At 68.2% G+C, this 24844-nt stretch carries 20 protein-coding genes; 8 read left to right on the top strand and 12 right to left on the bottom strand.

Going from position 1 to position 24844, the window contains the following annotated elements; translation table 11 throughout:
* Positions 1-18 precede the first annotated feature (18 nt).
* From Q8N19_RS03905 to Q8N19_RS03870, 8 genes are all read right to left on the bottom strand, one after another.
* Complete coding sequence (locus tag Q8N19_RS03905; protein WP_293316690.1) at positions 19-768, bottom strand: ABC transporter ATP-binding protein; 750 nt, start codon at positions 766-768, stop codon at positions 19-21.
* The gene (locus tag Q8N19_RS03900; protein WP_305588324.1) at positions 765-1598 is read right to left on the bottom strand and encodes an ABC transporter permease; all 834 of its coding nucleotides are present in this window, start codon (positions 1596-1598) and stop codon (positions 765-767) included. The genes Q8N19_RS03905 and Q8N19_RS03900 overlap by 4 nt, the downstream gene beginning before the upstream one ends.
* An 87-nt stretch (positions 1599-1685) precedes the next feature.
* Positions 1686-2495, bottom strand: a complete 810-nt coding sequence (locus Q8N19_RS03895; protein ID WP_305588323.1) for a glycosyltransferase family 2 protein — start codon at positions 2493-2495, stop codon at positions 1686-1688.
* 26 nt (positions 2496-2521) lie between these two features.
* Positions 2522-2917 carry a GtrA family protein gene (locus Q8N19_RS03890; protein ID WP_305588322.1) on the bottom strand — a complete coding sequence of 132 codons (396 nt, stop codon included), beginning with the start codon at positions 2915-2917 and terminating at the stop codon, positions 2522-2524.
* A 27-nt stretch (positions 2918-2944) separates the two neighbouring features.
* Entirely contained in the window at positions 2945-4075 is a 1131-nt protein-coding gene (locus tag Q8N19_RS03885; protein WP_305588321.1) for an FAD-dependent oxidoreductase, read from the bottom strand.
* Between the two features lie 18 nt (positions 4076-4093).
* Positions 4094-5089, bottom strand: a complete 996-nt coding sequence (locus Q8N19_RS03880) for a hypothetical protein (protein ID WP_305588320.1) — start codon at positions 5087-5089, stop codon at positions 4094-4096.
* Positions 5086-5940, bottom strand: a complete 855-nt coding sequence (locus tag Q8N19_RS03875) for a sugar phosphate isomerase/epimerase (RefSeq protein ID WP_305588319.1) — start codon at positions 5938-5940, stop codon at positions 5086-5088. Before Q8N19_RS03875 ends, Q8N19_RS03880 begins: the two co-directional genes overlap by 4 nt.
* Entirely contained in the window at positions 5937-6887 is a 951-nt protein-coding gene (locus tag Q8N19_RS03870; RefSeq protein ID WP_305588318.1) for a hypothetical protein, read from the bottom strand. Before Q8N19_RS03870 ends, Q8N19_RS03875 begins: the two co-directional genes overlap by 4 nt.
* Positions 6888-7096: 209 nt before the next feature.
* Here Q8N19_RS03870 and Q8N19_RS03865 point away from each other — a divergent pair, with 209 nt between their 5' ends.
* Both Q8N19_RS03865 and Q8N19_RS03860 read left to right on the top strand, forming a co-directional pair.
* Positions 7097-8506: a hypothetical protein gene (locus Q8N19_RS03865; RefSeq protein WP_305588317.1), complete on the top strand. Its 1410-nt coding sequence runs from the start codon at positions 7097-7099 to the stop codon at positions 8504-8506.
* Positions 8503-9216 carry a hypothetical protein gene (locus tag Q8N19_RS03860; RefSeq protein ID WP_305588316.1) on the top strand — a complete coding sequence of 238 codons (714 nt, stop codon included), beginning with the start codon at positions 8503-8505 and terminating at the stop codon, positions 9214-9216. Before Q8N19_RS03865 ends, Q8N19_RS03860 begins: the two co-directional genes overlap by 4 nt.
* 9 nt (positions 9217-9225) lie before the next feature.
* Here Q8N19_RS03860 and Q8N19_RS03855 read toward each other — a convergent pair whose 3' ends face one another.
* The 3 genes from Q8N19_RS03855 to Q8N19_RS03845 are packed head-to-tail and all read right to left on the bottom strand — an operon-like array spanning position 9226 to position 14650.
* Positions 9226-10359: a glycosyltransferase family 4 protein gene (locus Q8N19_RS03855; protein WP_305588315.1), complete on the bottom strand. Its 1134-nt coding sequence runs from the start codon at positions 10357-10359 to the stop codon at positions 9226-9228.
* Positions 10356-13547 (bottom strand): glycoside hydrolase family 99-like domain-containing protein, encoded by a 3192-nt coding sequence (locus Q8N19_RS03850; RefSeq protein WP_305588314.1) that lies wholly within the window; start codon positions 13545-13547, stop codon positions 10356-10358. The genes Q8N19_RS03855 and Q8N19_RS03850 overlap by 4 nt, the downstream gene beginning before the upstream one ends.
* 23 nt (positions 13548-13570) lie before the next feature.
* Positions 13571-14650, bottom strand: a complete 1080-nt coding sequence (locus Q8N19_RS03845; RefSeq protein ID WP_305588313.1) for a sulfotransferase family protein — start codon at positions 14648-14650, stop codon at positions 13571-13573.
* Between the two features lie 108 nt (positions 14651-14758).
* Between Q8N19_RS03845 and Q8N19_RS03840 the strand changes: the two genes are divergently transcribed.
* Genes Q8N19_RS03840 through Q8N19_RS03830 form a run of 3 tightly spaced genes read left to right on the top strand, consistent with a single transcriptional unit; the run spans position 14759 to position 19001 of the window.
* On the top strand, positions 14759-16738 hold the full coding sequence (locus Q8N19_RS03840) for a hypothetical protein (RefSeq protein ID WP_305588312.1): 1980 nt from the start codon (positions 14759-14761) through the stop codon (positions 16736-16738).
* Positions 16735-17781, top strand: coding sequence for a hypothetical protein (locus tag Q8N19_RS03835; protein ID WP_305588311.1), 1047 nt, complete (start codon positions 16735-16737; stop codon positions 17779-17781). The genes Q8N19_RS03840 and Q8N19_RS03835 overlap by 4 nt, the downstream gene beginning before the upstream one ends.
* Positions 17778-19001 (top strand): hypothetical protein, encoded by a 1224-nt coding sequence (locus tag Q8N19_RS03830; RefSeq protein WP_305588310.1) that lies wholly within the window; start codon positions 17778-17780, stop codon positions 18999-19001. Before Q8N19_RS03835 ends, Q8N19_RS03830 begins: the two co-directional genes overlap by 4 nt.
* On the opposite strand, the gene Q8N19_RS03825 is transcribed toward Q8N19_RS03830, so the two are convergent.
* On the bottom strand, positions 18990-19784 hold the full coding sequence (locus Q8N19_RS03825; RefSeq protein WP_305588309.1) for a DUF6270 domain-containing protein: 795 nt from the start codon (positions 19782-19784) through the stop codon (positions 18990-18992). The two genes, Q8N19_RS03830 and Q8N19_RS03825, sit on opposite strands and share 12 nt — an antisense overlap.
* Before the next feature lie 153 nt (positions 19785-19937).
* On the opposite strand from Q8N19_RS03825, the gene Q8N19_RS03820 reads away from it, so the two are divergent.
* The 3 genes from Q8N19_RS03820 to Q8N19_RS03810 all read left to right on the top strand — a co-directional run.
* Positions 19938-21668 (top strand): type I secretion system permease/ATPase, encoded by a 1731-nt coding sequence (locus Q8N19_RS03820; protein WP_305588308.1) that lies wholly within the window; start codon positions 19938-19940, stop codon positions 21666-21668.
* Positions 21665-23047 carry an HlyD family type I secretion periplasmic adaptor subunit gene (locus Q8N19_RS03815; RefSeq protein WP_305588307.1) on the top strand — a complete coding sequence of 461 codons (1383 nt, stop codon included), beginning with the start codon at positions 21665-21667 and terminating at the stop codon, positions 23045-23047. The genes Q8N19_RS03820 and Q8N19_RS03815 overlap by 4 nt, the downstream gene beginning before the upstream one ends.
* 228 nt (positions 23048-23275) lie before the next feature.
* Positions 23276-24844: calcium-binding protein (locus Q8N19_RS03810; protein ID WP_305588306.1), on the top strand; the 1569-nt coding region annotated here is incomplete at its 3' end.

Here is a 24844-nt window from a genome sequence, read left to right as displayed (position 1 = left end):
GCCATGGGCCCGGCAATGTCAGGCGGCGGCGAGAAGTTCGTCGAGGCGACGGATGTCCTTGACCTCGGAGGCGACGCCGCCTTCCAGGCGCATGACCTTGTTGCAGTAGAGGCGCAGCAGGCCCGCGTCGTGCGACGACAGCACCAGGATGCCGGCCCGCTCCACTAGGTTCAGCAGTCGCCGGTGGGCCAGCTTCTGGAAATCGGCGTCGCCCACTGAGATCCACTCGTCCATCAGCAGCACGTCGGCCTCGACAGCGGTGGCCACGGCGAAGGCCAGCCTGGCCTGCATGCCCGCCGAATAGGTCTTCATGGGCATGGCCAGGAAGGGGCCAAGGCCGCTGAACTCGGCGATCTCGTCCATCTTGTCCTCGATCTCCTTGGAGGACATGCCGGCGATACGGCCGCGCAGGCGGATATTGTCCACCCCGGTGGCCGAGGGATCGATCCCGAGCGACAGGTCGAGCAGGGCGGCGATGCGGCCCCGGACCTCGATCTGACCCTCATCGGGCTCATAGGCGCCCGAAAGGGCCCGCAGCAGGGTGGTCTTGCCCGAACCATTGTGGCCGATCAGGCCCAGCCGGTCGCCGGCCCGCAGGTTGAGGTTCAGGTGCGACAGCGCGGTCACCTCGGTGGCCCCGGTGGTCGAGGCGCCCAGGCGGCCGCCGACGGTCACCCGGGCCAGGTTCTTCTTCAGCGACTTGGCGTCGACCCCATAGACCGGGAAGCGCAGGGTCAGGTCGGTGACCTTGATGGAGACATCGGTCATAGGAAGTGGACGATCCGGCGGCGGGTGATGGCGAAGACCGAGAAGGTGAGAGCCCAGCCCAGCACGGCCATGATGGCCAGGATGATATAGGACAGTCCGTCCGCCTCTTGCCCCAGCAGCGGCGCCCGGATGGTGGTCAGCATATGGTAAAACGGGTTCAGCGTCAGGAAAGCATGGCGATCAGGGAAGGCGTCAGGCTTCCAGAACACCGGCGTCATGAAGATGGCGAACTGCATCACCGACATGACGAACTGGGGGATGTCCCGGAAGCGGGCTGAGGCGATAGCCGCCAGCATGGCGATCCAGGCCAGGTTGACGATGGTCAGCAACAGGCCGCCCAGCGCCGGAAGAACGTCCATCACCCGCCACAGGCCGAAGAAGATGATGACGGCGACGATGATCACCGCATGATGGGCGAGGTTGATCAGATTTCGCAGCACTGTGCGCCAGATGAAGGTGAACATCGGCAGCGAGGTCTGGCTGAGCATGCTGGACGCCTGCACGAAGGTGTCGCACCCCTCGTTGATCGTCCCGGCCATCAGGCCGAAGAAGACGATGCCCATGGCCACATAGGGCATGAACTCGGCCACCGAGATGCCGAACAGCTTGGCGTAGAGCAGGCCGATCCCCAGGACCATCAGGCCCATGGAGATGGTGATCCAGAATGGACCGAGGATAGAGCCGCGGTAGCGGGAGACCACGTCGTGCCAGGCCAGGGACCAGGCCAGTCCCCGGCGATGATAGGACGTGACGAGGTCCCTCAGAGCCATGCTGAACTCGAACAGCGTGCCACGCCGTCCGGTCCGCAGCATGTGTTGGCCGGATTCCATAGGGTCTCCCAAAGCGAGCGCCGCTGGTATCAGGTGCATTTTTGCGGCGCAAGCATGGCGCCTGGCCCGGCGACGGGTCGCTGTTTCTTATTCGCCCCTGGGCGGATTGTATTGTCCCATGGCCGCGGCGAGCGTTTGCGACAGGAGGGCGAGCTTGCCTGAGAGGCCGCCAATCTTGGTCGGCGTCGCCTCGCCGACCGGATAGGAGCGGCGGACGGGCAGCTCGCACACGCGGTAGCCGAGCCGGTGGGCGCGGACCGTCAGATAGAAGAGAAGCTCATAGTTCGAGAAAACCTCCCTGAACGCTGCGAGGCGCGGGTCGGCCAGATAGTCCCTCGAATAGCCGCGGAAGCCGTTGGTCGTGTCGGTGAACCAGCGCCCTGCCGCGAGGCTGAGGATCGGTGCGTGAACGCATCGGTTGCCCAAGGTTCGGTCCAGGGGGGTGTTCTCCGCCACGCCCCCGGGTTGGTAGCGGGAGCCCTGGACATAGCCGTAGCCCTCCTCCAGGCGCGCGACGAACTGGCTGACGGCTTCGACATTGTCCTTGCCGTTGCCGTCCATGGTCACGAGGCCCAGATAGCCCTCGTCCAGGCACCAGGCGTAGGCCATTCGCAGCTGCGCGCTGAGGCGGCCTGGGCCGGTTTTCGTAAGCCGGCATCGCACCCCGACCTGCGCCAGGAAGTCCGGGTCCACCGAGCCGTCGCTGGAGCCGCCGTCTGCGATGACGACGTCCACCGGCAGGTTCGCGGCCTTGATCTCCTGCAGCTGCCGCTGAATCCGCGTCCCTTCATTGATCACGGGAATGACCAGAGCATGGTCGTGGCGGCGGGGGCCGAGGCAGAGGACGTCATGCTCGGGGAGACGCCATGTGGCGCGGTCGGGGGGTGAGCTTTTCATGGGCAGGCTCAACTCGAGATACCTTTTCACGGTTTGAAGACGAACCGCTTGCTCAGGAAGAAGTTGACGAAGAAGGAGACCCCGGTCGCCGCGACCAGGACGCCGAGCGGCCCGACCAGGCTCCCTCCGGCCATGGGCTCCAGCGCCTTGACCACCAGCAGCCGGGTGAGAAGGGTGGCGCCCAGGGTGAGGGCATAGGCGGCGATCCGTCCTGGGACGCCGGCAGACCCTTGAACCCTGAAGGTCCACCTGAGGTTCAGGACATAGTTCAACCCCGCCCCGGCGGCGAAGCCGCAGGCAGCGGCGAGGGTCAATGGCCAGCCGGCCCCGGTGGAAAGGGCCATGGCGACGCCGAGATCGACGACCAGTCCAGCCACGGCCACGACGCCGAACCGAAGCAGCTGGGACGTCAGCTGGATCAAGACAGGCCCGTCAACGCGGCGGCGATTTCAGGAAAACAGGTGGCGGTCATCGGCCAAGGACCATTCGGGATGGGTCGTGCGAATGAGTTCGAACAGGTCATATATGTTGTCGATCTTGCCGCCCATGATCGAGATCACCCGCGAGTCCCGAGGTTGCCGCTGGTAGAGGATGGGCCGGCCGTCGTCAGCTTCGTTCTTCAGAAGCACAGTCTTCACATCATAGATCGACCTCACCCAGGCCGCGTTCGCCAGGCAGGGCACATAGCGCTGTGAATCCAGGATCATGTGACGATAGCGGGTCTCGGGCGCGGCGCCCGCCAAGATCTCGTAGGGGGAGCGAGAGGTGCTGGCGTCGGTCCAGCTCATCTGCGGCGTATAGCGGACATGGGTGAGCGAATAGAGCGCCTCGGCGGGGTAGGGCATGGTCGACATGAACGGGCCGTCCATGATCGTCACGGCGTAGCCGTCCAGCTGGGCCGGCGGCTCGATGAGCGCGATCTCGACCAGCTCGTGTTTCAACCGGGCTTCAGGCAGTTTTCCGGCTCGCAGCACATGGTTGATCTGTGAGTAGGTCACATTGAAAACATGGCCCGCCTCGATCTCCTCACCACTGGCCAGCCTGACGATGACCGCTTCGGCCCGGTCCTCAAGTTCCGTCACTTCAGTGTTGAGACGCACCTCCAGGCCAATATTGTCGAGGCGTGTGGCGAGGAGGCCCTGAAGCACGCGGTAGTCAAAGGCGTACTCTGTGCAGTTGAATACGGCCTCGATCATCGTATCGTCGAACAAGGCTGACTGCGAGGTGTTGGCGACCTCGATCGGAGAGCCCATGCTCTTGAATGTGCGGAAGAAGCGGTTCGCGTTTATCCGCGATCTGCGGCGCGCGATCCCGTAGAGCATCTGAAAATTGCTGACCACCGCCTCGGGATAGTCGGCGGCGAACTTTTCATGCAGCACCATCGACTTCACTGCCGTGACGGCGCTGCGGGGATAGTGAAATCCCGTATGAATGCGGGCCTGGTTCACCCGTGACGCGCGGGTCATCAGGTCTTCGCCAGCCTCAATGAGCAAAATGTTCGAAGAGATCGACCTCAGGAACAGGGCGAGATTGCAGCCATAAAAGCCGCCGCCAATGATGACGAAATCGTACTTTCTCACCCAAGCCGTTCTTTCGACCTATCGCTTCGTCCGGGGCGCCGGGGAATGCGACGGGCCGGCGCCGATCTCGACATTCAATTCCTCGATGACACGGCCGAACAGGTCCACGGCGCTGCGCTCTTCAAGAACCACGTCGTTTGTCGTGTTGGAGAGCATCTCAATGATATTCTGGAGGCCGATGGAAAGGCCGAAAATCGCCATTCCGAGGAAGGCTGTTGTCGATCCCAGGACCACCGAGGTGGTCAGCCAGCCAGACTGCACATCATCGACGGCCAGCCAGACGAGAATGGCGTAGGCGATGTAGGCGAGGGCGAAGACCACCACCAGCATGGAACCGAGGCCGAGCAGGGCCAGGACGCGCGGCGACGAGCTGATCAGGAGCCGGTGCAGCAGGGTGAACCGCCGGCGCGTCTCACGCAGCGACCTGGTCTTGGCCACGGCGGTGGGGCAGGTCTGCCAGATCACCGGGGTGAGGCCGTCGGCGGGCGGGAAGCGGACGGCCAGCTCTCGATCCGTCCGCGCCAGGAGCCGGTTGAGCTGGGTGCGGGGAAAAACCGAACTCAGCATGTCCAGCGCATTGACCTCAAAGCCCGCTGTTCGCCCAAGGACCCGCAGGGGCGGGTTCAGGGCGCTCCAGCCGGGCTTGCGCGCCACGACGATGGCGCTCTCCTGTTCGGCGGCGGTCAGCATGGCGATGGCGTCGATCTGACCGACCTCTTCGGCTGCGGTCAGCAGAACCAGATCGCCAATGGCCTCAGAGGCGACCGTCACCCGGCGGCGGTAGAAGGGCAGGCCCGCGCTGGTGCGCAGGAGGCGCAGGTTCTCGACCGAGCACAGGAGGTGGTCCTCCATGTGCCGCTGGGCCCCATCGTCCAGGATCAGAATCTCCCAGTAGCGGAACCGCTCGGCCAGCCTCTCGGCCATCTGTGTGAGGGCCGCATAGCCTGCCTTGTCGAACTCAGCGTCGGCGAAACACACCGACACCAGGATGTCCTCACGACGCTCGCCCGTCATGACGCCTCCCCGTCCTGACCGGTCGCGAGGGCGACCGCCGCCCCCAGGCGGGTCAGGGCCCGGTCGAGATCGTCCAGCCCCCCCGGCGGGGCGCGCATTTCGATCGAGAACCATCCCTCGTAACCGGCCCCGCGCATTGATCGGAGGATCCGGCTCGCCGTCAGCGGGTCTGCAGGGGCTGGCGCGAGTTGCGGCTCGCTGAGATGGACATGGCTGATGCGCTGGACCTGGTCGGCCGACAGACGGTCGAGAACATCCAGCTCGTCATTCATGATCAGCGCCCCGGCGTCGAGAATCAGTCGGATCGCGGGGTGGTCCAGCCGGCGAACAAAGTCCTCGGTCTCATCAAAGAGATTCAGGAAGTTGGTGCCATAGGCCGCCGGATTGGGCTCGAGCGCCAGGATCGTCTGCGCCGCGGCGGCCTCGTCTCCCAGCCGGCGAAAGACGTCCATGGCGATGCCATCGGCCGCGGCTGGCGCCAGCCCCTCGGGGATGTTCCTTGGACCGGGCGACCCGAAGACAAGGTTGGGGATGCCGAAGCGTCCGGCCAGGCCGATGACGCGGACCATCGCCGCCATGAGCCGCTCACGCCCGATCTCATCCTGAAACAGGGCCGCCCCTTCAGCGCCGAACAGGAGCGCCTGCATGGACACCAGCTCCAGCCCCGCGCTCTGGAGGGCGTCAAGGGCGCGGTCGGCCTCGTCCGGGCTTGGCGCGAAGGCGTCCTGCGCGTCGGCGAACAGCAGCTTCGGGGCGATCTCCAGGCCCCTGACGCCATGGGCGGCGAGCAGGCCATAGGCGTCGTCCCGCTGGGCGGGAAGCCATGCGATGTTAGAGACGGCGAGCTTCAACCCTGGCCCCCGGCGGCGTGGAACCGCTTCACCGACGACATGACGTCGTCGCCGTCCGTCATATAGGGACCGGGCATGCCCCACAGGTCAGGGTGGCGGGTCCACATGTCCTCATGGTGGATCGTCGCGCCATTGTCTGGCATCGGCTGCTGGGTCAGGGCGGCGAAGATCGCCCCGGCTTCCAGCGGCGGCGGCGCGAGATGGAGGATCCGAAGGCCCCGCGCCAGCCCGAGGCCAATATCCCTCCAGAGGTTGTCCACCCCGTAGTACTGGAAGGTGGACCGGGGATGGGTGAACTGCACGGCCGACAACCCGGACTCGGTGATGGCGGCGTCGTAGAGCCGTCGTTCCCCTGAGGCCTCAAGGCCCGTGCGGTCGATCACAAACAGGCCCAGCGACGCATCCCAGGCGTAGAATCGGTCCAGGCCCGCCCGGAGGGAGGCCGGCAGGGCCGCCTTCAGGTCCTGCAACCGGGCCTCGCTCAGCATCGAAGGCGCCGGGTTGAGAATGTCGAACAGGAAGTTCTTGCGCAGCCCGGTCCCGAACAAGGCCGGAGCCCTGATGATAAGGCAGCGCTCGAAGCGCTCAGCGCAGAAGCTTTCCAGCTCCCGGCGATGTCGGCCATAGGCCTTTCCGGTCTCGAACGCGGCGCAGCTCTCATCGGCCTGCAAGCCGCCATCCCCCAGGACCGCGATGGTGGAGATGAGAACGAAGGTTTCCGCCTCGATGGTCCGGAGGTGATCCATCAGATTCTGCAGCCGGTCCCGGTCGCGATCAGGAAAGCGGTTGGCCTCAAACATGGACCCCGGCGCCGCGGCGCAGACGACCGTATCGAACCGCCGCCCCCGCGCCTCAGTGATCGTCGCGCTGTTGAACGCCGCTCCGAATGCATGACGCCGAGATAGCGCGCCTCCGACGAAACCGGTGGAGCCGATCAAAGCGTCCATCCATGTCGCTCCCGATATTCGTCAAAAGGTCTGTGTGGCCTCGCTTAACCCCGCCCGGCGCGATGCGGGAAGACTCATAGCTTCTCCTGACGCCAGCTTCCAGCTTGCCCGGACCAGCTTGCGGGGTCCCAACCCAGGGTCGCAGGCGCGCAAATGTCCCTTCCCGTTGGCGAGCGCCAGTCGTAGGAGAGGCGCCAGGGGGACCGGCCATGAAGATAGATCTTAGGCTCGGACTCAGCGCCAGCAAGGCGCTTGGGGTCGTTCTGCTCACCGGCTACGTCATCATGCTGGCGGCCAATGCGCCGGGCCATCTGTCCTACGACTCGCTGATCCAGCTGCATGAAGGGCGCAACCAGGTTCGCGAGTCGATCGGCCCTGCGCTCTATGCATGGGTTCTGGGCGCCTTTGATCGGCTGATCCCGGGGACCGGGCTCTATCTCGCCTTCAGCGGTTTTCTGGTGACGGGCAGCCTCCTGTCGCTTCGCTCGCTGCGACGGCAGGTCTCCTGGGGGGCCGTCATACTGGCGGCGATGATGGTCCTGACGCCCAACCTGCTCATCTATCAGGGGGTGGTCTGGAAGGACGTGTTCTTCGCCAACCTGGCCCTGGCGGGGTTCGCCTGCCTGGCCCAGGCCGTGAGCGCCTGGGATGGCCCGCGTCGCCCCTGGTGGGCGCTGGCCGGAGCGCTGCTGGCCTTCGCCGCAGCCGCCCAGGTGCGCCAGAACGGTCTGATCGCCCCCTTATTCGGCGCTCTGGCCCTCGCCTGGGTGGCGTACGGACGGGGCCGGTGGAGGTCGAGCTTCGTCTGGGGCGCGGGGGGGCTGATGGCGACCCTCGCCCTGTCGGCGCTCATGGGGGTGTTGGCCCAGCCCCCGCAGGCCGGTCCGGACATGGCCGGCGCTCGAGGCCTGCGCATCCTCGCCCACTACGACATCGTTGGCGCCAGTGCGATCAAGCCCACCCTGCCGCTTGACGTCATCCGGCATCACGATCCTGTCGCCGAACAGCTGATCCGCCATCGGGGCTCGGCGCTCTATACGCCCGTGCGGATGGACTATCTCGGCCAGGACAACGAGCTCGGCCTGGCCCTCTGGGCCCTGCCCAATGAGGTGGTGTTCGCCCAGTGGAGCGCTATCCTGACCCAGCATCCCGACGCCTATCTGAAACACCGCTGGGACGTGTTTCGATGGGTGTTCGCGACCCCGAAAATCGACTCCTGTCTGCCGGTCTATGTGGGTGTGGCCGGGCCAGAGACCCTGACCACGGGCCTGGGGATCGCCCCCTTGATGGAGCCTTCGGACCAGGCTCTTTTCAATTACAGCACCTGGTTCCTGGATACGCCGCTCTTCTCCCACGTCTTCTTTGCGCTGGTGGCCCTGGTGAGCGCCGGCGTGCTGCTGTGGCGGCGCGAGTCCGCCGATGTGGTGATCGCCGCCATGCTGCTCTCGGCCCTGGCGTTCGCGGCCAGCTTCGCCGTGATCTCCATCGCCTGCGACTACCGCTACCTCTACTATCTCGATCTCGCCGCCATGGCCGGACTGCTCTATCTGGCGCTCGATCCGCCCTATGGACGCCTGCGCCGCCGCCTGCGTTGGAGCCGCCGGGAGACCGCCCCATGAAACCCGCCCTCCTGTCGATCCTTGGCCTCTGCGCCGCCCTGCTGGCGGCCTGTGATGAGCCGCGCCCCCGGGAGCCGAAACTCCAACCCCCGCCCCAGCCGGCGGATGATCGCGCCCTGCCGCCTGCGGCCCGCTCGGCGGACGCCGCGGCCGAACGCCCCGGGCCCTTTGCCTGGGACGCGGCGGCGGGCGTTTTCACCTTTGAGGGCAGGCCCCTGCGGGCTGGGCGGCTCTGGACGTTCGAGGGCTCCACCGACGGTTTCGTCATGGCCGGCGGCGAGGTGCTGCCGGCTGAGACCAGCAGCGGCCTGCGCCTGGCCGCCCGGGCCTTTGATCCGGCCCTGCGCAGTCCCTCGGGCCTGGCTCTGGATGGCGCTCAGTTCAGCCATGTCCTGGTCCGCGTCACCCGGCTGGCGCCGGCCAGCGACTGGGACGGCGCCCTGCACTATGTCACCGCCGCCCATCCGGAGGCCGCCGGCTTCATGGCCCTGCCCTTCCAGGGGGCGGCCCCGGGGGTCAACGAGACGGTGATCCTGGCCTATGACATGCGCACCCCCACCATGGGCGGCGAGGACTGGGTCACCTCCGTGATCGAGAGCATCCGGCTAGATTTCGACAACGCCGCCGGGGGTGAGTTCCTGATCCATCAGATCGCGATCACCGAGCCGCCCGCCAGCACCCCGGCCCCGATCCTGCGCCCGGCCGCCTGAGGCGCTCGGTCAGTCGGACCTCAGGGCGTCGACGGCGTCGAGGCCGACCGTCTTGGGATTGAGGTGGACGCGGATGCTGCGCCGCGCCCGCTGCGCCATGGCCCGGGCCTCTGCGGGGCGGTCCATCACCTGCTCGATGAGACGGCTGGCCTGGGCCACGTCGGGTTCGGCCCAGCTCTGGCCCTCGCCGAACAGGTATTCGCCGGCCTTCACCGGAACCAGCTGGTGGTCCACCAGCAGGGCGGTGTCGGCGTTCATGAAGTCCATATTGCCCGACCAGCCGGTCGCCACCACCGGGGTTCCGAGCGCCATGGCCTCGGCCAGGCCGCGGCCGAATCCTTCGGACCGGTGCAGGGAGACAAACACATCGGCGTTGCGGAACAGGTTCTTGACCTCGTTGTCCGACATTTCCCGGGTGATGGTCTGGACCCGGCCGTTGAGGCGGGCGATGCGGGCCTCCAGGGCCTTGCGCTCAGGACTGTCCGGCGCGCCGCCCTTGTACTTGATCAGGGCGTGCAGCGGCGCTTCCGGCCGCCGGGCCACCACCTGCTCGAAGGCCTCCAGCATGGCGAAGGGGTTCTTGCGCGCCGCGTAGGACGAGAAGTCGAAGGCGAACATCACCACGAAGGCGTGCTCCGGGATGTCGAACCAGCGCCGGCCTAGGAAGGCCGACAGCTTCATGTCCACCGCCAGGGGGACCCGGGCGACGGGCCGCCCTGTCGCCCGGCCTATGGCGTCCTGCACGAAGGTCGTGGGCGCCCAGATTCCGTCGAAGGCCGCCAGCGTCTCGACCCAGGCCTGGGGATAGTCCGGCAGCTCCCAGGCCGGGAAGATGATGTTGCGGGCCCGGGCGAAGTCGTCGGCGTCCAGCCGCGCCAGGACCTCGTCGACCTCATTGGCGTTGATGCAGAACAGGTTCAGCGACCGCGACAGCTTGCGGGTGACGTCCGGCCCATAGGTCCGCTCCAGGTCCGGGTCGCGTCCCCGGTCAAGGCCATACACATCCAGCAGGCCAGGCTTCAGGCCCGCCGCCCGCAGGGCGCGGACGGTGGAGCGCAGGTGTTCGCCCATGCCGATGGGCGCAAAGGGATGGCCCACCACCACCAGGTCCGACAGATCGCCGTCACGCTCGGCGACGCTCATGGGCGCGGCTCCAGCAGGTCAGCCTCGGCGGCGTTGCGCAGGGCCTCAAGCCAGCCATGGCCGAACCGCACGTCGGGCTCCAGATGGGCGCCCTCGGCCCACTCGTTCCAGGCGTTGATGAAGACGATCTGCTCGTCGCCGAAATTCTGCCGCCGGGTCTCCGCCAACATGGCCTCGGTCCAGGCCTGGAAGGCGCCAGGGCTGGCATGGTGGAAGACATAGGCGTTGTCCTGCCGCCGGGCGGTGTTGTCCCAGGAGGGCGCCACGCCGCGAAAGCGGGTGTGGCCTGGCGTCGGGGCCTTCAGGAAGTGGCGCACCAGTTCGCGATAGTCGCTGACCACGCCGCTGAAGGCGCGGTTCTGCAGGGGGCCGGGCAGGTTGATCGGCTGGGCCGCCCCCATGGGCGGGAACTCGATGGCCGCGTCAAACCCCATGTCCGCAGGGTCCGGATAGGTCCCGGCCACGTCGAAGGTCTCGACAAAGGCCAGATAGATCTCGCCGAGGCCCAACGTCCGGGCGGTCTCGCGCCAGGCCTTGGCCCAGGCGGCGGCGTCTGGCAGCAGGCCTGGCCGGTAGATGACCAGCAGGGGGCGGCCGTCCACGCGGATATAGTTGGGCCGCGCCATCAACGGGGCCATGTCGGTGATCAGGGCCACGGCGTCTTCAGGCGCATAGGTCTGGGCCAGCAGGACGTCCTGCTCCTGACCATCCCAGGTCCGCGTCCAGTTTTCATTGGCCCAGCAGACGCAGAAGGGGAAGTCGGGCCCGTCCTCGGCCAGCAGGTGATTGAGCGGCGTCTCCAGCACCCGGCGCCCGCCGGAGAACCAGTAGTAGTAGAAGCAGAAGCCCCCCAGGCCATACCGGGCGGCCAGGGCCGTCTGGCGCTTCAGGGCCGCCGGGTCGGACAGGTCATAGAAGCCCAGATCGGCGGGCAGATGCGGCTGATAGTGCCCGCGATAGCTCGGCAGGGCGCGGGTGACATTGGTCCATTCGGTGAAGCCGGCCCCCCACCAGCGGTCGTTCTCCGGGATGGCGTGGAACTGCGGCAGGTGGAAGGCGATGGTCCGCACCTGGTTCAGGGCGTCCAGCCGGTGGGCCCAGCGGGCGACGAACCGCTGCTGGTTGCGGGTCGCCAGGCGCAGCTTGTAGCCGGAATCGATGGAATTGGCGGTGATGCTGAGGTGGTGGATGATCTCCGAGCGCGGCTCATAGATGATCTGCGCGCCGCGCTCCCGCAGGCGGAAACACAGGTCGGCGTCCTCGCAATAGGCGGGCGCGAAGGCGAGATCGAAGCCGTCCAGCGCCGCGAAGTCCGCCCGCCGCACGGCCAGACAGGCGCCCGAGGCGTAGTCCACCTCGCGCGCCACGTTCCAGCGGGGCAGGCCCGGGTCCTGGAACAGGCCGATCATCTCGCTGGTCCCGTCGGCGTTGATGCGGGCGCCGGCCTCCTGCAGGCGACCATCGGGGAACAGCATCTTGGGCGCGACGGCGCCCACCTTCGGGTCGTCCAGGGCCTCAACCAGGGGGCCAAGCCAGCCGTCCCTGACCTGGACGTCGTTGTTCAGGAAGATCAGCACGTCGCCCCGCGCCTCGGCCGCCGCCCGGTTGCAGGTGCGGATGAAGCCCTGGTTCTCGGCGTTGGTGACGACCCGCAGGCCCTTGACCAGCGGCAGGACCGCGGCCGTGTCATCCCTCGACGCGTCGTCGATCACCAGGGTTTCGGCGGCCTCCAGGCCACCCGCCTGGGCCAGGGCCTGCAGGCATTCCAGGGTGAACTTCAGATTGTTATAGGCCGGGATGATAATGCTGACCCGGGGGACGGCGGGCGCCGGCAGCACGATCTTGCGCGCCGCGGCGGCCAGGTCACCGGTGATCGAGACCATGGTCGGGGCGGTCGGAACAAACTGCTCAACCCGATCGGCCTGCACCCGTCGCCAGGTGGCGGCCAGATCCTCATAGGCCTGCAGGTCATAGGCGGCCGGGTCGCGGCTGCGGCTGGCTGAACGCATCTGATCGAACAGGGCCGCGGCCCCCTGCAGGCCCGAACCCGCCAGGGGCGCAGGCTTGGCCCCGTCGTGGCGGGCCCAGTGTTCGAGGCTGCTATAGGGCGTGGCCGCGGCGTCCGGATTGGCCAGAAGATAGGCCGCCTCGTCAAAATCCGCCGCTGGCCACAGCCCCTCAAAGGCGCCGCGGGTGAGGTAGTCGCTCAGGGGATCGAGATCGCCCCGCTCGGCGGCGCCGTCCTGCTGCAGATAGTAGGCCGTATCGAAGTGCGGGCAGGGATCGCGGTGCTCCCGGGTCCCGAACCGGACGAAATGCGCCAGCGGATTGAAGCCCGGCGCCCGCAGGTCGCGGTAGCGCTCGGCGTACCAGGCGCCGTCGAACAGGGGATGCGGATCACGGCCAAGCTCGGCCCCGCCGCTGACATAGTCCAGCAGGGGCGCGATCCCGGCGGCGGCCACCTCCGGGTGGCGCTCCAGGTACCAGTCGTTGGCGAACAGGGGGTGAGGGTCGAGGCCCTGACGCCAGCCCTCCCGCAGATAGTGGGTGAGCGGATCCTCGCCGGAGACGGCGACGGCCTCGCACTGGCCCACATAGTGGCGCACGTCGAACAGCGGGTGGGGATCCAGGCCCTGGGCGGCGCCCACCAGCAGATAGTGCTGCAACACGCTCAGGCCGCTGGTCTCCAGGGCCTCGCCGTGACGCAGGCGGTAGTCGCCGACGCTGACCAGGGGGTGGGGATCAAGGCCCGCCCCATCGCCGAGCGCCAGATAGTGAGCCAGGGGCGCCCAGCGCGATCCGGCCAGTTCCGGCGCCCGGGCCAGATAGGCGCCCTGGTCGAACAGGGCCCGGGGCTGGGCGGCCGGGTCAGGCCCGGCGCGGACATAGGCGTCGAGGGCGAGGGTCGGGGCGGGCTCTGCGCCAAGCCCGTGCAGCGTCTCCTCCCGCCAGACCCCGGCGGTCAGGATCATCAGCGCCCGTCCGGGCCATTTGCCCCGGGCGAGCACGCCCGCCACCCGCTGGCTCAGCCGGGGCAGGACGAGATTGGCCGGGGCCTTCGCGCGCGCCTCCCGGAACCGGCGCCAGCGCTGCGCCGCCGCCGCGGCGGTCTGCAGTCGGACGTACCGACGGCGGTCCAGCCGTTCAGCGGCCTGCTCGCTCGGCGAGGGAGAACTGGGGTCTGACACGGCGATCCGTCGGGACTGGGGTTTCAGCTTTCGCCGAGGAGGTCGTCGAGCCGCTCGCCGAAGGCCTGTTCCAGCCGATCCCGGGCGGCGATGTCGGCGGTCAGGGTCGCGCGTTCCGCCTCCAGGGCGGCGAGCTTGGCCTGTTCGAAGGCCAGGTGCTGTCGCGCCTCCAGCAGTTCGGCCCGGGCGACGGCGAGGTCCGACGTCACCGGGGAGACGAACACGCCGATGGCGTGGGCCATATCTTCCAGGCTCTGGGCGACGGTCGCGAGGTCTTCCACCGGCCGGGGTTCATCCCGCGCAGCGGCCTCGAACCAGTCGTAGACCTGAGCGGCCAGGGCGCCGACGCGGGGCACGCCCGCCAGGGTCTCCGTCGCCGCATTGTGGCGAAGGTCCTTGGTCAGGAAGCCGTCGATCGCCTTGGCCGCCTGGGGCGTCAGGGCCGGCAAGGGCGCGCCGTGGGCCGCCTCGATGCGCGCGACCTGGCCCCGCCAGTCGGTCAGCAGGCCTTCATAGGGCACGATGGCCCGGGGCATGTCGCGGCTGTAGCGCTCGGCCGCCAGCATGTAGGCGATCCAGACCAGCAGGGACTTCTCCACCGGAAAACCGTCCCGCTTGGCCAGCGATCCGGCCACCTCCAGCGGATGGCGAACCGGGATCACCGCCCGGGCGGCCAGACCCAGGTCGTCCAGCACCGTGCGCCAGAGAGGGCCCAGGACGCTGACCCGGGGATCCTTCATCAGCGGATGTCGGGCGCCGGCGAATTCCTCGTCGAACAGGTCGGTGGCCCGCGTGATCCACCGCTTCTCCTCCCGCGGCTCCAGGGCGCGGTAGGGAAAGGCGAAGGGATCATCCCAGGCGCCGCCGGCCGCCCGCAGCCGCTGATCGTTGAAGACGGCGATCCGCCAGGGTTCGAAATAGCCCTTTGCGTTGTGCTCATCCCCCGGCATCACGTTTTCTGGCAGGGACGCCCCGGCCAGGGCCAGGACCTGGGTAATGGCCGAGGTGCCCGACCGGTGCATGCCCAGGACGAGATAGGCCGCGCGGCTCGAGGTCGAGCTGGCGGCGGGGCGGTCCTCAGGCTGGCTGACGGCTTGGCTCACACAAGCTGCTGTATGACCGCGCGGCCCGCGCGGCAAGACGCGAACGCCGCGGTTGATCCCTCGGGCCAACTGTTGCACACACCCTTCGGCCTCGACAGGGAGCCCCGCATGGCCGACCTGGCCGCCCAAGACCTCACCTTCGCCCTGGTCGTCACCGCGCTCGATGCGGACTTCTACCTGCGCGCCTATCCCGACGTGGACGCCGCCGGGCTCGACCCGGTGTCCCACTATATCGCGGCCGGCTGGCGGGAAGGGCGGGACCCTGCGCCGTGGTTCTCGAGCGCCGCCTATCTGGAAGACCACCCCGACGTGGCCGCCGCCGGGCGCAATCCGCTGGCCCACTTCCTCCAGTTCGGCGCGCAGGAAGGCCGTCTGGCGCGTCCGTCGTCCCTGGCCCGACTTCGCCGCGAGGATGTGGCCCAATCCGCCTGGAGCTACGAGCCGGCCGCCCCCGCCCCGCCTGCGCCGGCCGATCCTGGCCTGGCGCCTGTGATCGCCTCCGCGCCGCCGGAGGAGTCGACCTATGAGCTGGTCGCCGAGGCCTTCGACCGCCGCTTCTACCTGGCGGAGAACCCCGACGTGGCCGAGAGCGGGGGCGATCCGCTCACCCACTTCCTCGAGTCCGGCTGGAGAGAGGCCCGCGACCCGGCGCCCTGGTTCTCCGTCGCCGACTATCTGGAGCTCAACCCCGACGTCGCCGCCTCGGGCATGCACCCGTTCGTCCACTATCTTCAGGCGGGTCGCCAGGAGGGAAGGGCCGCCCGGCTGGACCTGGGGTTCCGCTACAAGATCATCGCCGCCCTTCAGCCCCTGGAGGCGCGGATCGAGGCCCGTGAGCATTTCGACGAACGGGTCGAACCCGGCGACGCCGAGGCGCTGGCCGCCCTGCTGGCGCAGTCGAGATCCGGGCTCGCCGACCTGCATCTGACCTTCAGCCATGATGACTACGCCGCCAATCTCGGCGGGGTGCAGCTCTGCCTGCAGCGGGAGGCGGCCGCGGCGGCCGCGACGGGTCGCGATCACCTGCACGTCTATCCGTTCAACCATAGGCCGATGTTGCGTCGCCCAGGCCATGCCGAGCCTGTGGGTCTGGTCTGGAATGGAGTCAACGCCGGGGCGTTCAGCGTCCCCACCCTGGTGGAAGGTCTGGAGGCCGCCCTGGCCGAGGTCGCGCCGGGCCGCCGCAGTCTGGCGGTGCACAGCCTGCTGGGCCACTCGGTCAGCGACGCCCTGGCCATCACCCGGTCGGCGGGGCTGAGCGAGGGTTGGTTCTGGGTCCACGACTTCGCCAGCGCCTGCGCCAGCTATCACCTCTTGCGCAATGACGTGGCCGATTGCGGGGCCCCGCCCGTGGGCAGCGCCGCCTGCGGGGTCTGCATATATAACGACCATCGGCAGTTCCATCTGGACGAGCATGAGCGCCTGTTCCGCGCCCTCAGCCTGTCGGTGGCCGCGCCCAGCCAGGCGGCCCTGGACACCTGGCGGCGGGGCGCCGGGCACCCGGCGAAACAGACCGTGGTGGCGCCCCTGGCCAGACTGGTCCCCCGATCCGCAGCCGGGACGAGCGCAGGCGCCGGCGAGGCCCGTCCCTTCCGCCTGGCCTTTCCGGGCCTGCCGAGCCCGCTGAAGGGCTGGCCGGTGTTCCGCGACCTGGTGCTGAAATACGCCGAGGATCCGCGCTATGAGTTCCTGCATCTGGCCCGCGATCCCGCCGCAGGCCTGCCGCTGACCTTCCACTCGGTGACGGTCACCGAGGATCAGCCCCAGGCCATGCAAGGCGCCCTGGAGGCCCTTGAGGTGGACGCCGTCATGATCTGGTCCCTGTGCCGCGAGACCTTTTCCTTCACCACCCATGAGGCCGCCGCGGCCGGCGCCGCCATCCTGACCGGACCTGACAGCGGCAATGTCGCCGCCTTCGTCGAGGCCACGGGCCGGGGCGAAGTGATCGCCAATGAGACGGCCCTGTTTGACCTGTTCGAAACGGGCGAGATCACCCGGCTGGCCCGCGCCCGTCGGGCTCCGATCCTGGCCGACCTCGCCTACAGCCGCCTGACCATCGACCTGCTCGACGGCGAGATCGCCCGATGAAGGTGCTCTGCTATTCCAGCTTCACCTTCTCCTATCTGAACCGGGCGCGGGTGCTCTATTCGACCCTGCGGCGCTTCCATCCGGACTGGGAGCTGGTGGCCCTGATCACCGATGAGCCCCCCGAGGGATTCGCCTTCGACCCCGCCAACGAACCGTTTGACCGGGTGGTCTGGGCTGAGGACCTGGGGATCGAGGCCTTCCGCAACTGGCTGTTCCGCCACGACGTGGTCGAGGTCTGTACGGCGGTGAAGGGCCCCTTCCTGCACCAGGCCTGCGCCCAGGCCGACATCGCCATCTATCTCGATCCCGACACCGCGCTGCTCGCGCCGCTCGATCCCCTGATCGAGATGCTGGGGGAGCATCAGATCCTGCTCACCCCCCATCTGATCGACCCGAACACAGAGCGGACGGCGATTCTCGACAACGACCTGTCGGCCTCGCGCACCGGTATCTTCAATCTGGGCTTTGTGGCCATTCGGACCACGGGCGAGGGCGCCCGCTTCGCCAAGTGGTGGAACGATCGCCTGCTGGAATACTGCTATGAGGACATGCCCAAGGGCCTGTTTGTCGACCAGCGCTGGTGCGACCACGTCCCGGCCCTTTTCGACGGGGTCAAGGTGGTGCGAGACCCGGGCTACAATGTCGCCAGCTGGAACCTGTCCCAGCGCCGGGTGGCCATCGGCAAGGATGGGGCGATCACCGTCAATGGCGCACCCTTACGCTTCTGGCACTTCACCAAGCTGGGGCCGACGGGCGACCTGATGACCAAGAAATACGCCGGCGACAACTTCGAGGTCTATGAGATCTGGAACTGGTACAAGCGCCAGGTGACACAGGCGACCGACCCGGCCATTCCGGCCCGCTACTGGGCCTATGGCGCCTTCGCCGACGGGACGCCGATCGATAAGGCCCACCGGGTCCAGTGGCGCGAGAGCCCCGACCTCCAGGCCCATTTTGAAGACCCCTTCGCCGCAGGGCCCGGCAGCTACCTCGAATGGCTGGCCGCCCAGGGCCGCGCGACCCCGGTGGGAGCGGCCGCATGACCTTGCCTTCGCCCGAGGCCGTAGAGGCCCCCCATCCCCTCCTCGCCAAGATCGAACGCCTGGCCGAGCGCCACCACAGGCTCGAAGCCGCTCGACTGGACGCCGAGGCCGAGACCGCCCAGACCCGCTCGCGGCTGACCCTGGCGCTCCTGCAGGCGCTGCAGGGCCAGGCTGTCGCCGAGCGCGCCGTGCGCGATCACCGGATCAGCCAGCACCGCCGGGCCGCTCCCCGATCGCCGAGGCGACACAACCGAATCTCCAAGGCGCTGGACAAGGTCCTTGCGCGGTTGGGAACCCCCGGCCGGGTCGCGGTCATCCTGCGGTCTGGCTTATGGGCGCGTCAGCCGGGGGAAGGCTGGCTCAGCGCCGCCCGCGCGGTGCAGGCCTATCTCGCCGCGGGCGCGTCGGCGGGCGCGCAGCCGCCAGCCCTGGTGGATCAGGCCTATTATCTCGAGACCTATCCGGACCTGGCCGGCGCGGCTGCGCCCCTGCTGCACTATGTGGTCAGCGGCGCTCGCGAGGGTCGGCGCCCGCATCCCCTCTTCGATCCAGCCGATTACGCGACCCGCAACGCGGCGGCCCTGGCGACCTGCGGTCTTGCGCCCCTGGAGCACTTCGTCCGGGTGGGGGCCGCCGAGGGGCGGGACCCGCACCCCCTGTTCGATGTCGACTGGTATCTGAGCCAGGACGCCGAGCTCGCCGCCAGCGGGGCCAATCCGCTCATTCACTACGTGACTTTCGGCTGGCGCTTGGGGCTCAGCCCCCATCCGCTGTTCGCCCCGGACTTCTATCTGGCGCAGTTGCCCCTCGCCGAGCGCGACGGTCCCCCCCTCATGCACTATGTGACCCAGGGCTGGCGTCGGGGCCTGAAACCCCATCCGCTCTTTGATCCGACCTGGTACCTGCGCCAGGCGCCGGAGGTGGCGGCCCAGGGGATCGAACCCCTGTCGCACTTCCTCCGGGAGGGCGCCGCCAAGGGCCTGGACCCCAGCGGCTGGTTCTCCTGCGCCGCCCACCGGCAGGCCCGCGGCGCGCAACTGGACGAGGGCGCCAACCCCCTTGTGGACTATCTGACCGGGGGCGCCTGGGCGATCAGCGCCGGCGCGCCCGGCTTTGCGCCCGCGGCCTATCTGGCGGCCAACCCCGAGTTGGTGGAGAGCGGCCTGACGCCCCTGGAGCACTGGGCCCGCCGCAGTCAGAGCTCAGCCTCACACCCCTGAGGCGGCGGCCTCTTCGACCCCCAGCGCCGCCAGGGCCCGGCTGATGTCCTGGTAGTAGGCCGGCACATAGTGGAAGGGGCTCAGACCCCACCGGTGTTCGGGATCCGCCAGCCGGTGTTCGGGCCTGGCGCGCACCACCTGCGCCTGCGGCAGGCTGGCCAGAAAGTGCGCCTCATACTGGGCCAGCATCCGATTGTGGCCGGCCAGATCCGCCGGCCGGCCGTCCCAGATGTGTGGATGGCCCTGCAGGGGAACCGACCCGCCCCCGGGGATGGCCTGGCGCTCGGCCCACTGGGCTGAGTGCAGGATCAGCCTGGCCTCCCGAAGCACGGTCATGCGCAGCAGTTCGGCCAGATCGACCACAGCCTGCCGCCAGAGCCGGTAAGCGGCGACGCTCAATCGGGGTACGGCCTGGGGCGCCGCCAGAGCGGGCTGTTGCAGATAGCCGCCGGTCTCCAGCTCGAAGCTGTGGGTGACCAGGGCGCCGGAGGGCAGGCGGAGCAGGTCGAAACGCTCGTCGATGAAGTCGAAGATCAGGTGGGTCGGCCGATGCGCGATCAGCTGGGCCAGGCCGGTCTTCAGCAGGTCGGCCTCGACGGCCAGGTGCTGATAGCGGGTCAGGCCCTCCGGCGGGTCGGGCTGCGCGCGATAGCCGGGCGCCGGCGACGACAGGAGGCTCGCCAGGCTGCTGCGCGAGACATAGAGCAGGTCCTGGGGGGCCGCCTCCCGCAGGGGCCACAGATCCCGGGTGATACAGCTTCCAACGATGGCGATCCTAGCCATGAATCCTTCCACGGGACGGTTTCAACCCTGGCCTTAGCATGTTCGCCGCATAAGGACCCCGCCATTGACTCGCCCGGCGAGCCTCGTCATGTGTCGCGGCCTCAATCGCTCCAGGCCCGTGGGGCGGCCAGGCTCCGACGGACGCCCGTACGCATGAAGCTCCTCAATCCGTTCGCGTCCCTGCCAGACAACCTGCTGACGCGGGCGCTCAAGGACGGGACCACGCCGCTGGCCTTCGCGGGCGGGTTCAGCCTGGTCAGCAACCTGCTTTACCTGGCCCTGCCGCTCTACACCTTCCAGATCTATGGCCGGGTGCTGGCCAGTTACAGCATCTCCACCCTGGTGGTCCTCACCATCGGCGCCCTGCTGGTCTTCGTGGTTTCCGGCGTCATCGACGAGCTTCGCACCCGGGTGCTGATCAACTATGGCATCGCCCTGGACCAGAAGGTGTCGAGCCACATCTTCGCCGCCCTGTTCGAGGCCGAGACCCGCGGCCAGGGGCATGGGGGCGCCCAGGCCCTGCGCGACCTCGACAGCTTCCGCCAGCTGCTTACCGGCGCGGTGTTCGCGGCCATTTTCGACCTGCCCTGGATGCCGATCTTCATCGGCATTCTGTTCGTCATCGATCCGGCCGTCGGGTTCATCACCCTGTTCGGCGCCTTCGCCCTGTTCGGCCTGGCCCTGCTGCAGGATCGCCTGTCACGGCCGCCTCTGCAGGAGGCCAACGAGGCCAGCCTGAAGAGCTACGCCTTCACCGACGCCGCCCTGCGCAATGGCGAGGTGGTCCGCGCCATGGGCATGCTGCAGGCCCTTGGCTCGCGCTGGTCGGCCTATCGCGCGCGGTCGATCGAGCGGGGCGCCTGGGCCTCCCAGCGGGCCAGCGTCCTGGGCAACGCCACCAAGTTCACCCGCATGTTCATCCAGATTCTGGTGATCGGGGTCGGGGCCTATCTGGTGGTGATCGGCAAGATCGGGCCGGCCATGCTGTTCGCCAACATGATCCTGGCCAGCCGCGCCCTGCAGCCCATCGAGAAGCTGGTCGGCGCCTGGGACGGCATCGTCAACGGCGGGCGGGCCTATGACCGGCTGAACAAGGCGCTGGAGACCTACAAGCCCGCCGCCACCACCACGACCCTGCCGCGGCCGCTTGGCCAGCTGAGCATCGAGGGGGTTAACTTCGCCCCGCCCGGCGCCGAGCGCTACGTGCTTCAGGGGCTGAACTTCAAGATCGAGCCCGGCGAGATGCTGGGGATCATCGGCCCCTCAGGCGCCGGCAAATCGACCCTGGCCCGGCTGCTGGTCGGGGTCTGGCGGCCCAATATCGGCCATGTCCGCCTGGACGGCGCTGACGTGTTCTCGTGGAATCGCGCGGAGTTCGGCCGGCATGTGGGCTATCTGCCCCAGGACACCGAGCTGTTCGCCGGCACCCTGCGGGACAATATCGCCCGCTTCCTGCCCGACATCACCGATGTTCAGGTGGTGGCCGCCGCCACCCTGGCCGACGTTCACAGCCTGATCCTGCGCCTGCCCAAGGCCTATGAGACCGAGCTGACCGACGGCGGCTATCTGCTGTCGGCCGGCCAGCGCCAGCGGGTGGGCCTGGCTCGGGCCCTCCTGGGCGAGCCTCGCCTGCTGGTCCTGGACGAACCCAACGCCAGCCTGGACGCCGATGGGGAGGACGCCCTGATGCGGGTGATCGACACCCTGAAGGCCAAGGGCACGACCATCGTGGTGGTCTCCCACAAGCCCACCATCCTGCGCTCGGCCGACAAGATGCTTGTCCTGCGGGATGGCCGGATGGAGCTGTTTGGTCCCAAGGATGCGGTGATGGCGCGCTTCACCCAGCCATCCGCCCCCGCGCGACCCGTCGAGGCTGGTCAATGAAGTTCGACCTGGAGCCCATCAAGCGCATCCTGGGGCCGGTGCGCCCCCTCGATCCGCGCTTCGACGTCAGTGAGGCCGGCCCCGACCGGACCCTGGACAAGCGCATGTGGCGGCCGATTCTCATCGGCTGCGTCGTGGTCGGCGTCTTCGTGTTCGGCATGCTCATCTGGGCCGCGTTCGCCCAGATCAGTTCGGCCACATCGGCGCCCGCCGAGGTGCGTGTCGAGGCCAGCCGCAAGACCCTGCGCCACCGCGAGGGTGGGGTGGTGTCCGAGATCCTGGTCCGCGAGGGCCAGCGGGTGGCCGCCGGCGCGCCCCTCCTGCGGTTCGATTCGGTCCAGGCCGACGCCGCCGTGGACGTGCTCCAGAATCAGTACGACGCCGTCCTGGCCCAGAGCGCCCGCTTCACCGCCGAATCGGTGGGCGCCCGCACGCTGGTCCTGCCGCCGGAGCTGACCAACCGCATGGCCGACCCGCGGGTGGCGGGTCTGATCCGCGACCAGCAGCTGCTGTTCAATTCCCGCCTGCAGTTCTTCCTCAGCCAGGAAGGGGTGCTGGGCCAGCGCATTGACCAGCTCGCCACCCAGATGGTCGGCGTTCAGGCCCAGCTGGACTCCATCGACGAACAGCTGGCCCTGACCCGCGAGGAGCTGGCCGGCTATCAGACCCTCTACGAGAAGGGCTATGCGCCCAAGACCCTGATCCTGCGCTATGAGCGCAGCCTGTCGGAACTGGGCGGCCGCCGCGGGGCCCTGACATCGGAGCTCAACCGCCTTCGCCAGGCGCAGGGCGAGGCGCGTATGCAGCTGACCACCCTGCGAAACCAGCGAATCAGCGAGGCCGCCGAGGGGCTGCGCCAGATGCAGAACCAGCTCTCGGACGTCGGCCCACGACTGACGGCGGCCCAGCAGGTTCTCGCCCGGACCACCGTCGCCTCGCCGGTGGACGGCTACGTCCTTAACCTTACCCAGTTCACCGTGGGCGGCGTCGTCACCCCAGGCGAGCTGCTGATGGATGTGGTGCCGGCTGACGCGCCGCTGATCGTCCACGCCCGGATCGCCCCGCAGGATATCGACAGCGTGACCGTCGGCCAGAAGGCCCGGGTGGAGATCACCGCCTTCGCCCAGCGCGCCAAGCCGCTGGACGCGACCGTCACCAGCGTATCAGCCGACCGGCTGGTGGATCCTCAGACCGGCGCGACCTATTTCCTGGCGGAATTGCGTATAGAACCAGCGGATCTGGCCAAATTGCCCGAGGGCGCCAGCCTGTCGCCGGGCATGCCTGGCCGGGCCATGATCGTCACCGGCCGCCGCTCGATCCTCGACTATATGATCAGCCCGCTGACCGACACGTTCGATGGGGCGCTGCGCGAGGAATAGATCGCATATGGGCGCCGCCCGCCCGGTGAATGGGCGGTTGGTCCAGGGGATCGGGCGGGGGCTTTTTCGTATTGCGTATCGACCGCGCATCCGATACCTCTTCCTCGGGCTCGTTTAACCTTCGCCACGTCCATGTGTAATGGCGCGGAGAGGGACCGCTAGGACCGCTCCATCCGAGGATGGTGGCCAGGCGTTCTGGGGTCCACGTGACACTGACTGGAGAGAAGCATGGCTGACTATCAATTCGACACGATCACGGAAGCGCAGGCCCTGGCCTACAACGCCGCGAACGACTCCCTGGCCTTCGCGCCCGGCACCAACGCCAGCAACATCACTGTTCTGTTCATCCCCGCCGCGGGCGCTGACCCGGCCCGGGTGAGCATCACGGTCGCTGGCGTGACCAAGGTGTTCGGCAACAACATCCTCGGCGAAGTCGCGACCACCACCACCGGTTCGCAGCTCTACATCGGCACCGCCGGCAACGACGGCCCGATCGCCGGCACCTCCGCTGCTGACGGCATGTACGGCAACGCCGGTAACGACACCCTGACGGCTGGTGAAGGCGCCAACTTCGTTCAGGGCAACGCTGGCGACGACTCGATCACCTCCGGTTCCTCGGCCGACATCCTGTACGGCGGCCAAGGCAACGACACGATCACCGCCGGCGCTGGCAACAACTTCGTCCAGGGCAACCTCGGCAACGACTCCATCCTGGGCGCTGGCGCTTCCAACGCCGCTGAAACCCTGCTGGGCGGTCAAGGCAACGACACCATCACCGGTGGCGCTGGCTCCGACTTCCTCAACGGCAACCTGGGTGACGACGTCATCCTGGGCGGCGCTGGCAACGACACCGTCCTGGGTGAAGCTGGCAACGACAACCTCGGTGGTGAAGCCGGTAACGACTCGGTCGATGGCGGCGACGGCAACGACACCCTCGACGGTGGTGACGGCAACGACACCATCTGGGGCGGTCTTGGCACTGACGCCATCACCGGCGGCAACGGCAACGACTCCCTGCAGGGCAACGCCGGCACCGACACCCTCACCGGTGGCGCTGGCAATGACTCCATGTATGGCGGTCAGGACAACGACGAGATCAACGGCACCAGCGGCAATAACTGGGCCAACGGCAACCTCGGCAACGACTCCATGACGGCCGGCACCGGGAACGACACCTTCCTCGGCGGCCAGGGTGATGACACCATCACCGCGGCGGCCAACGGCGGGAACAACTTCCTGAACGGCAACCTCGGCAGCGACTCCGTCCTCGGCGGCGCTGGCACCGACACCATCTACGGTGAAGACGGCAACGACGTCCTCGACGGCGGCGCTGGCAACGACTTCGTGGACGGCGGCGAAGGCAACGACGTCCTGCGCGGCGACGCTGGCAATGACACCCTGCTGGGTGGCAATGGCAACGACGACCTCAATGGCGGCGCTGACAACGACAGCCTGTCGGGCGGCGCTGGCAACGACATCCTGACCACGGGCGCCGGTAACGACACCGTCTCGGGTGGCGAAGGCAACGACTCCATCGATGCGGCCGCTGGCGGCAACAACAACATCCTCGGCGACGCTGGTAACGACACCATCATCGCTGCGGCTGGCAACGACACCATCAATGGTGGCGACGGCGATGACCGCATCACCCTCGGCGACGGCGTGAACGTCGGCATGGGCGGCGCGGGCAACGACTCGATCACCGGCGGCGCTGGCGCCGACACCATCACCGGCGGTGTTGGCGTTGACACCATGGCCGGCGGTGCGGGTGCTGACCGCTTCGTCTTCGCGGTGGGC

Source organism: Phenylobacterium sp., assembly GCF_030693405.1.
In the GTDB taxonomy this organism is placed as follows: Bacteria; Pseudomonadota; Alphaproteobacteria; order Caulobacterales; family Caulobacteraceae; genus Phenylobacterium.
The sequence above is the reverse complement of the archived record's forward strand: the minus strand, read 5'-3'. Positions and strand labels throughout refer to the sequence as shown.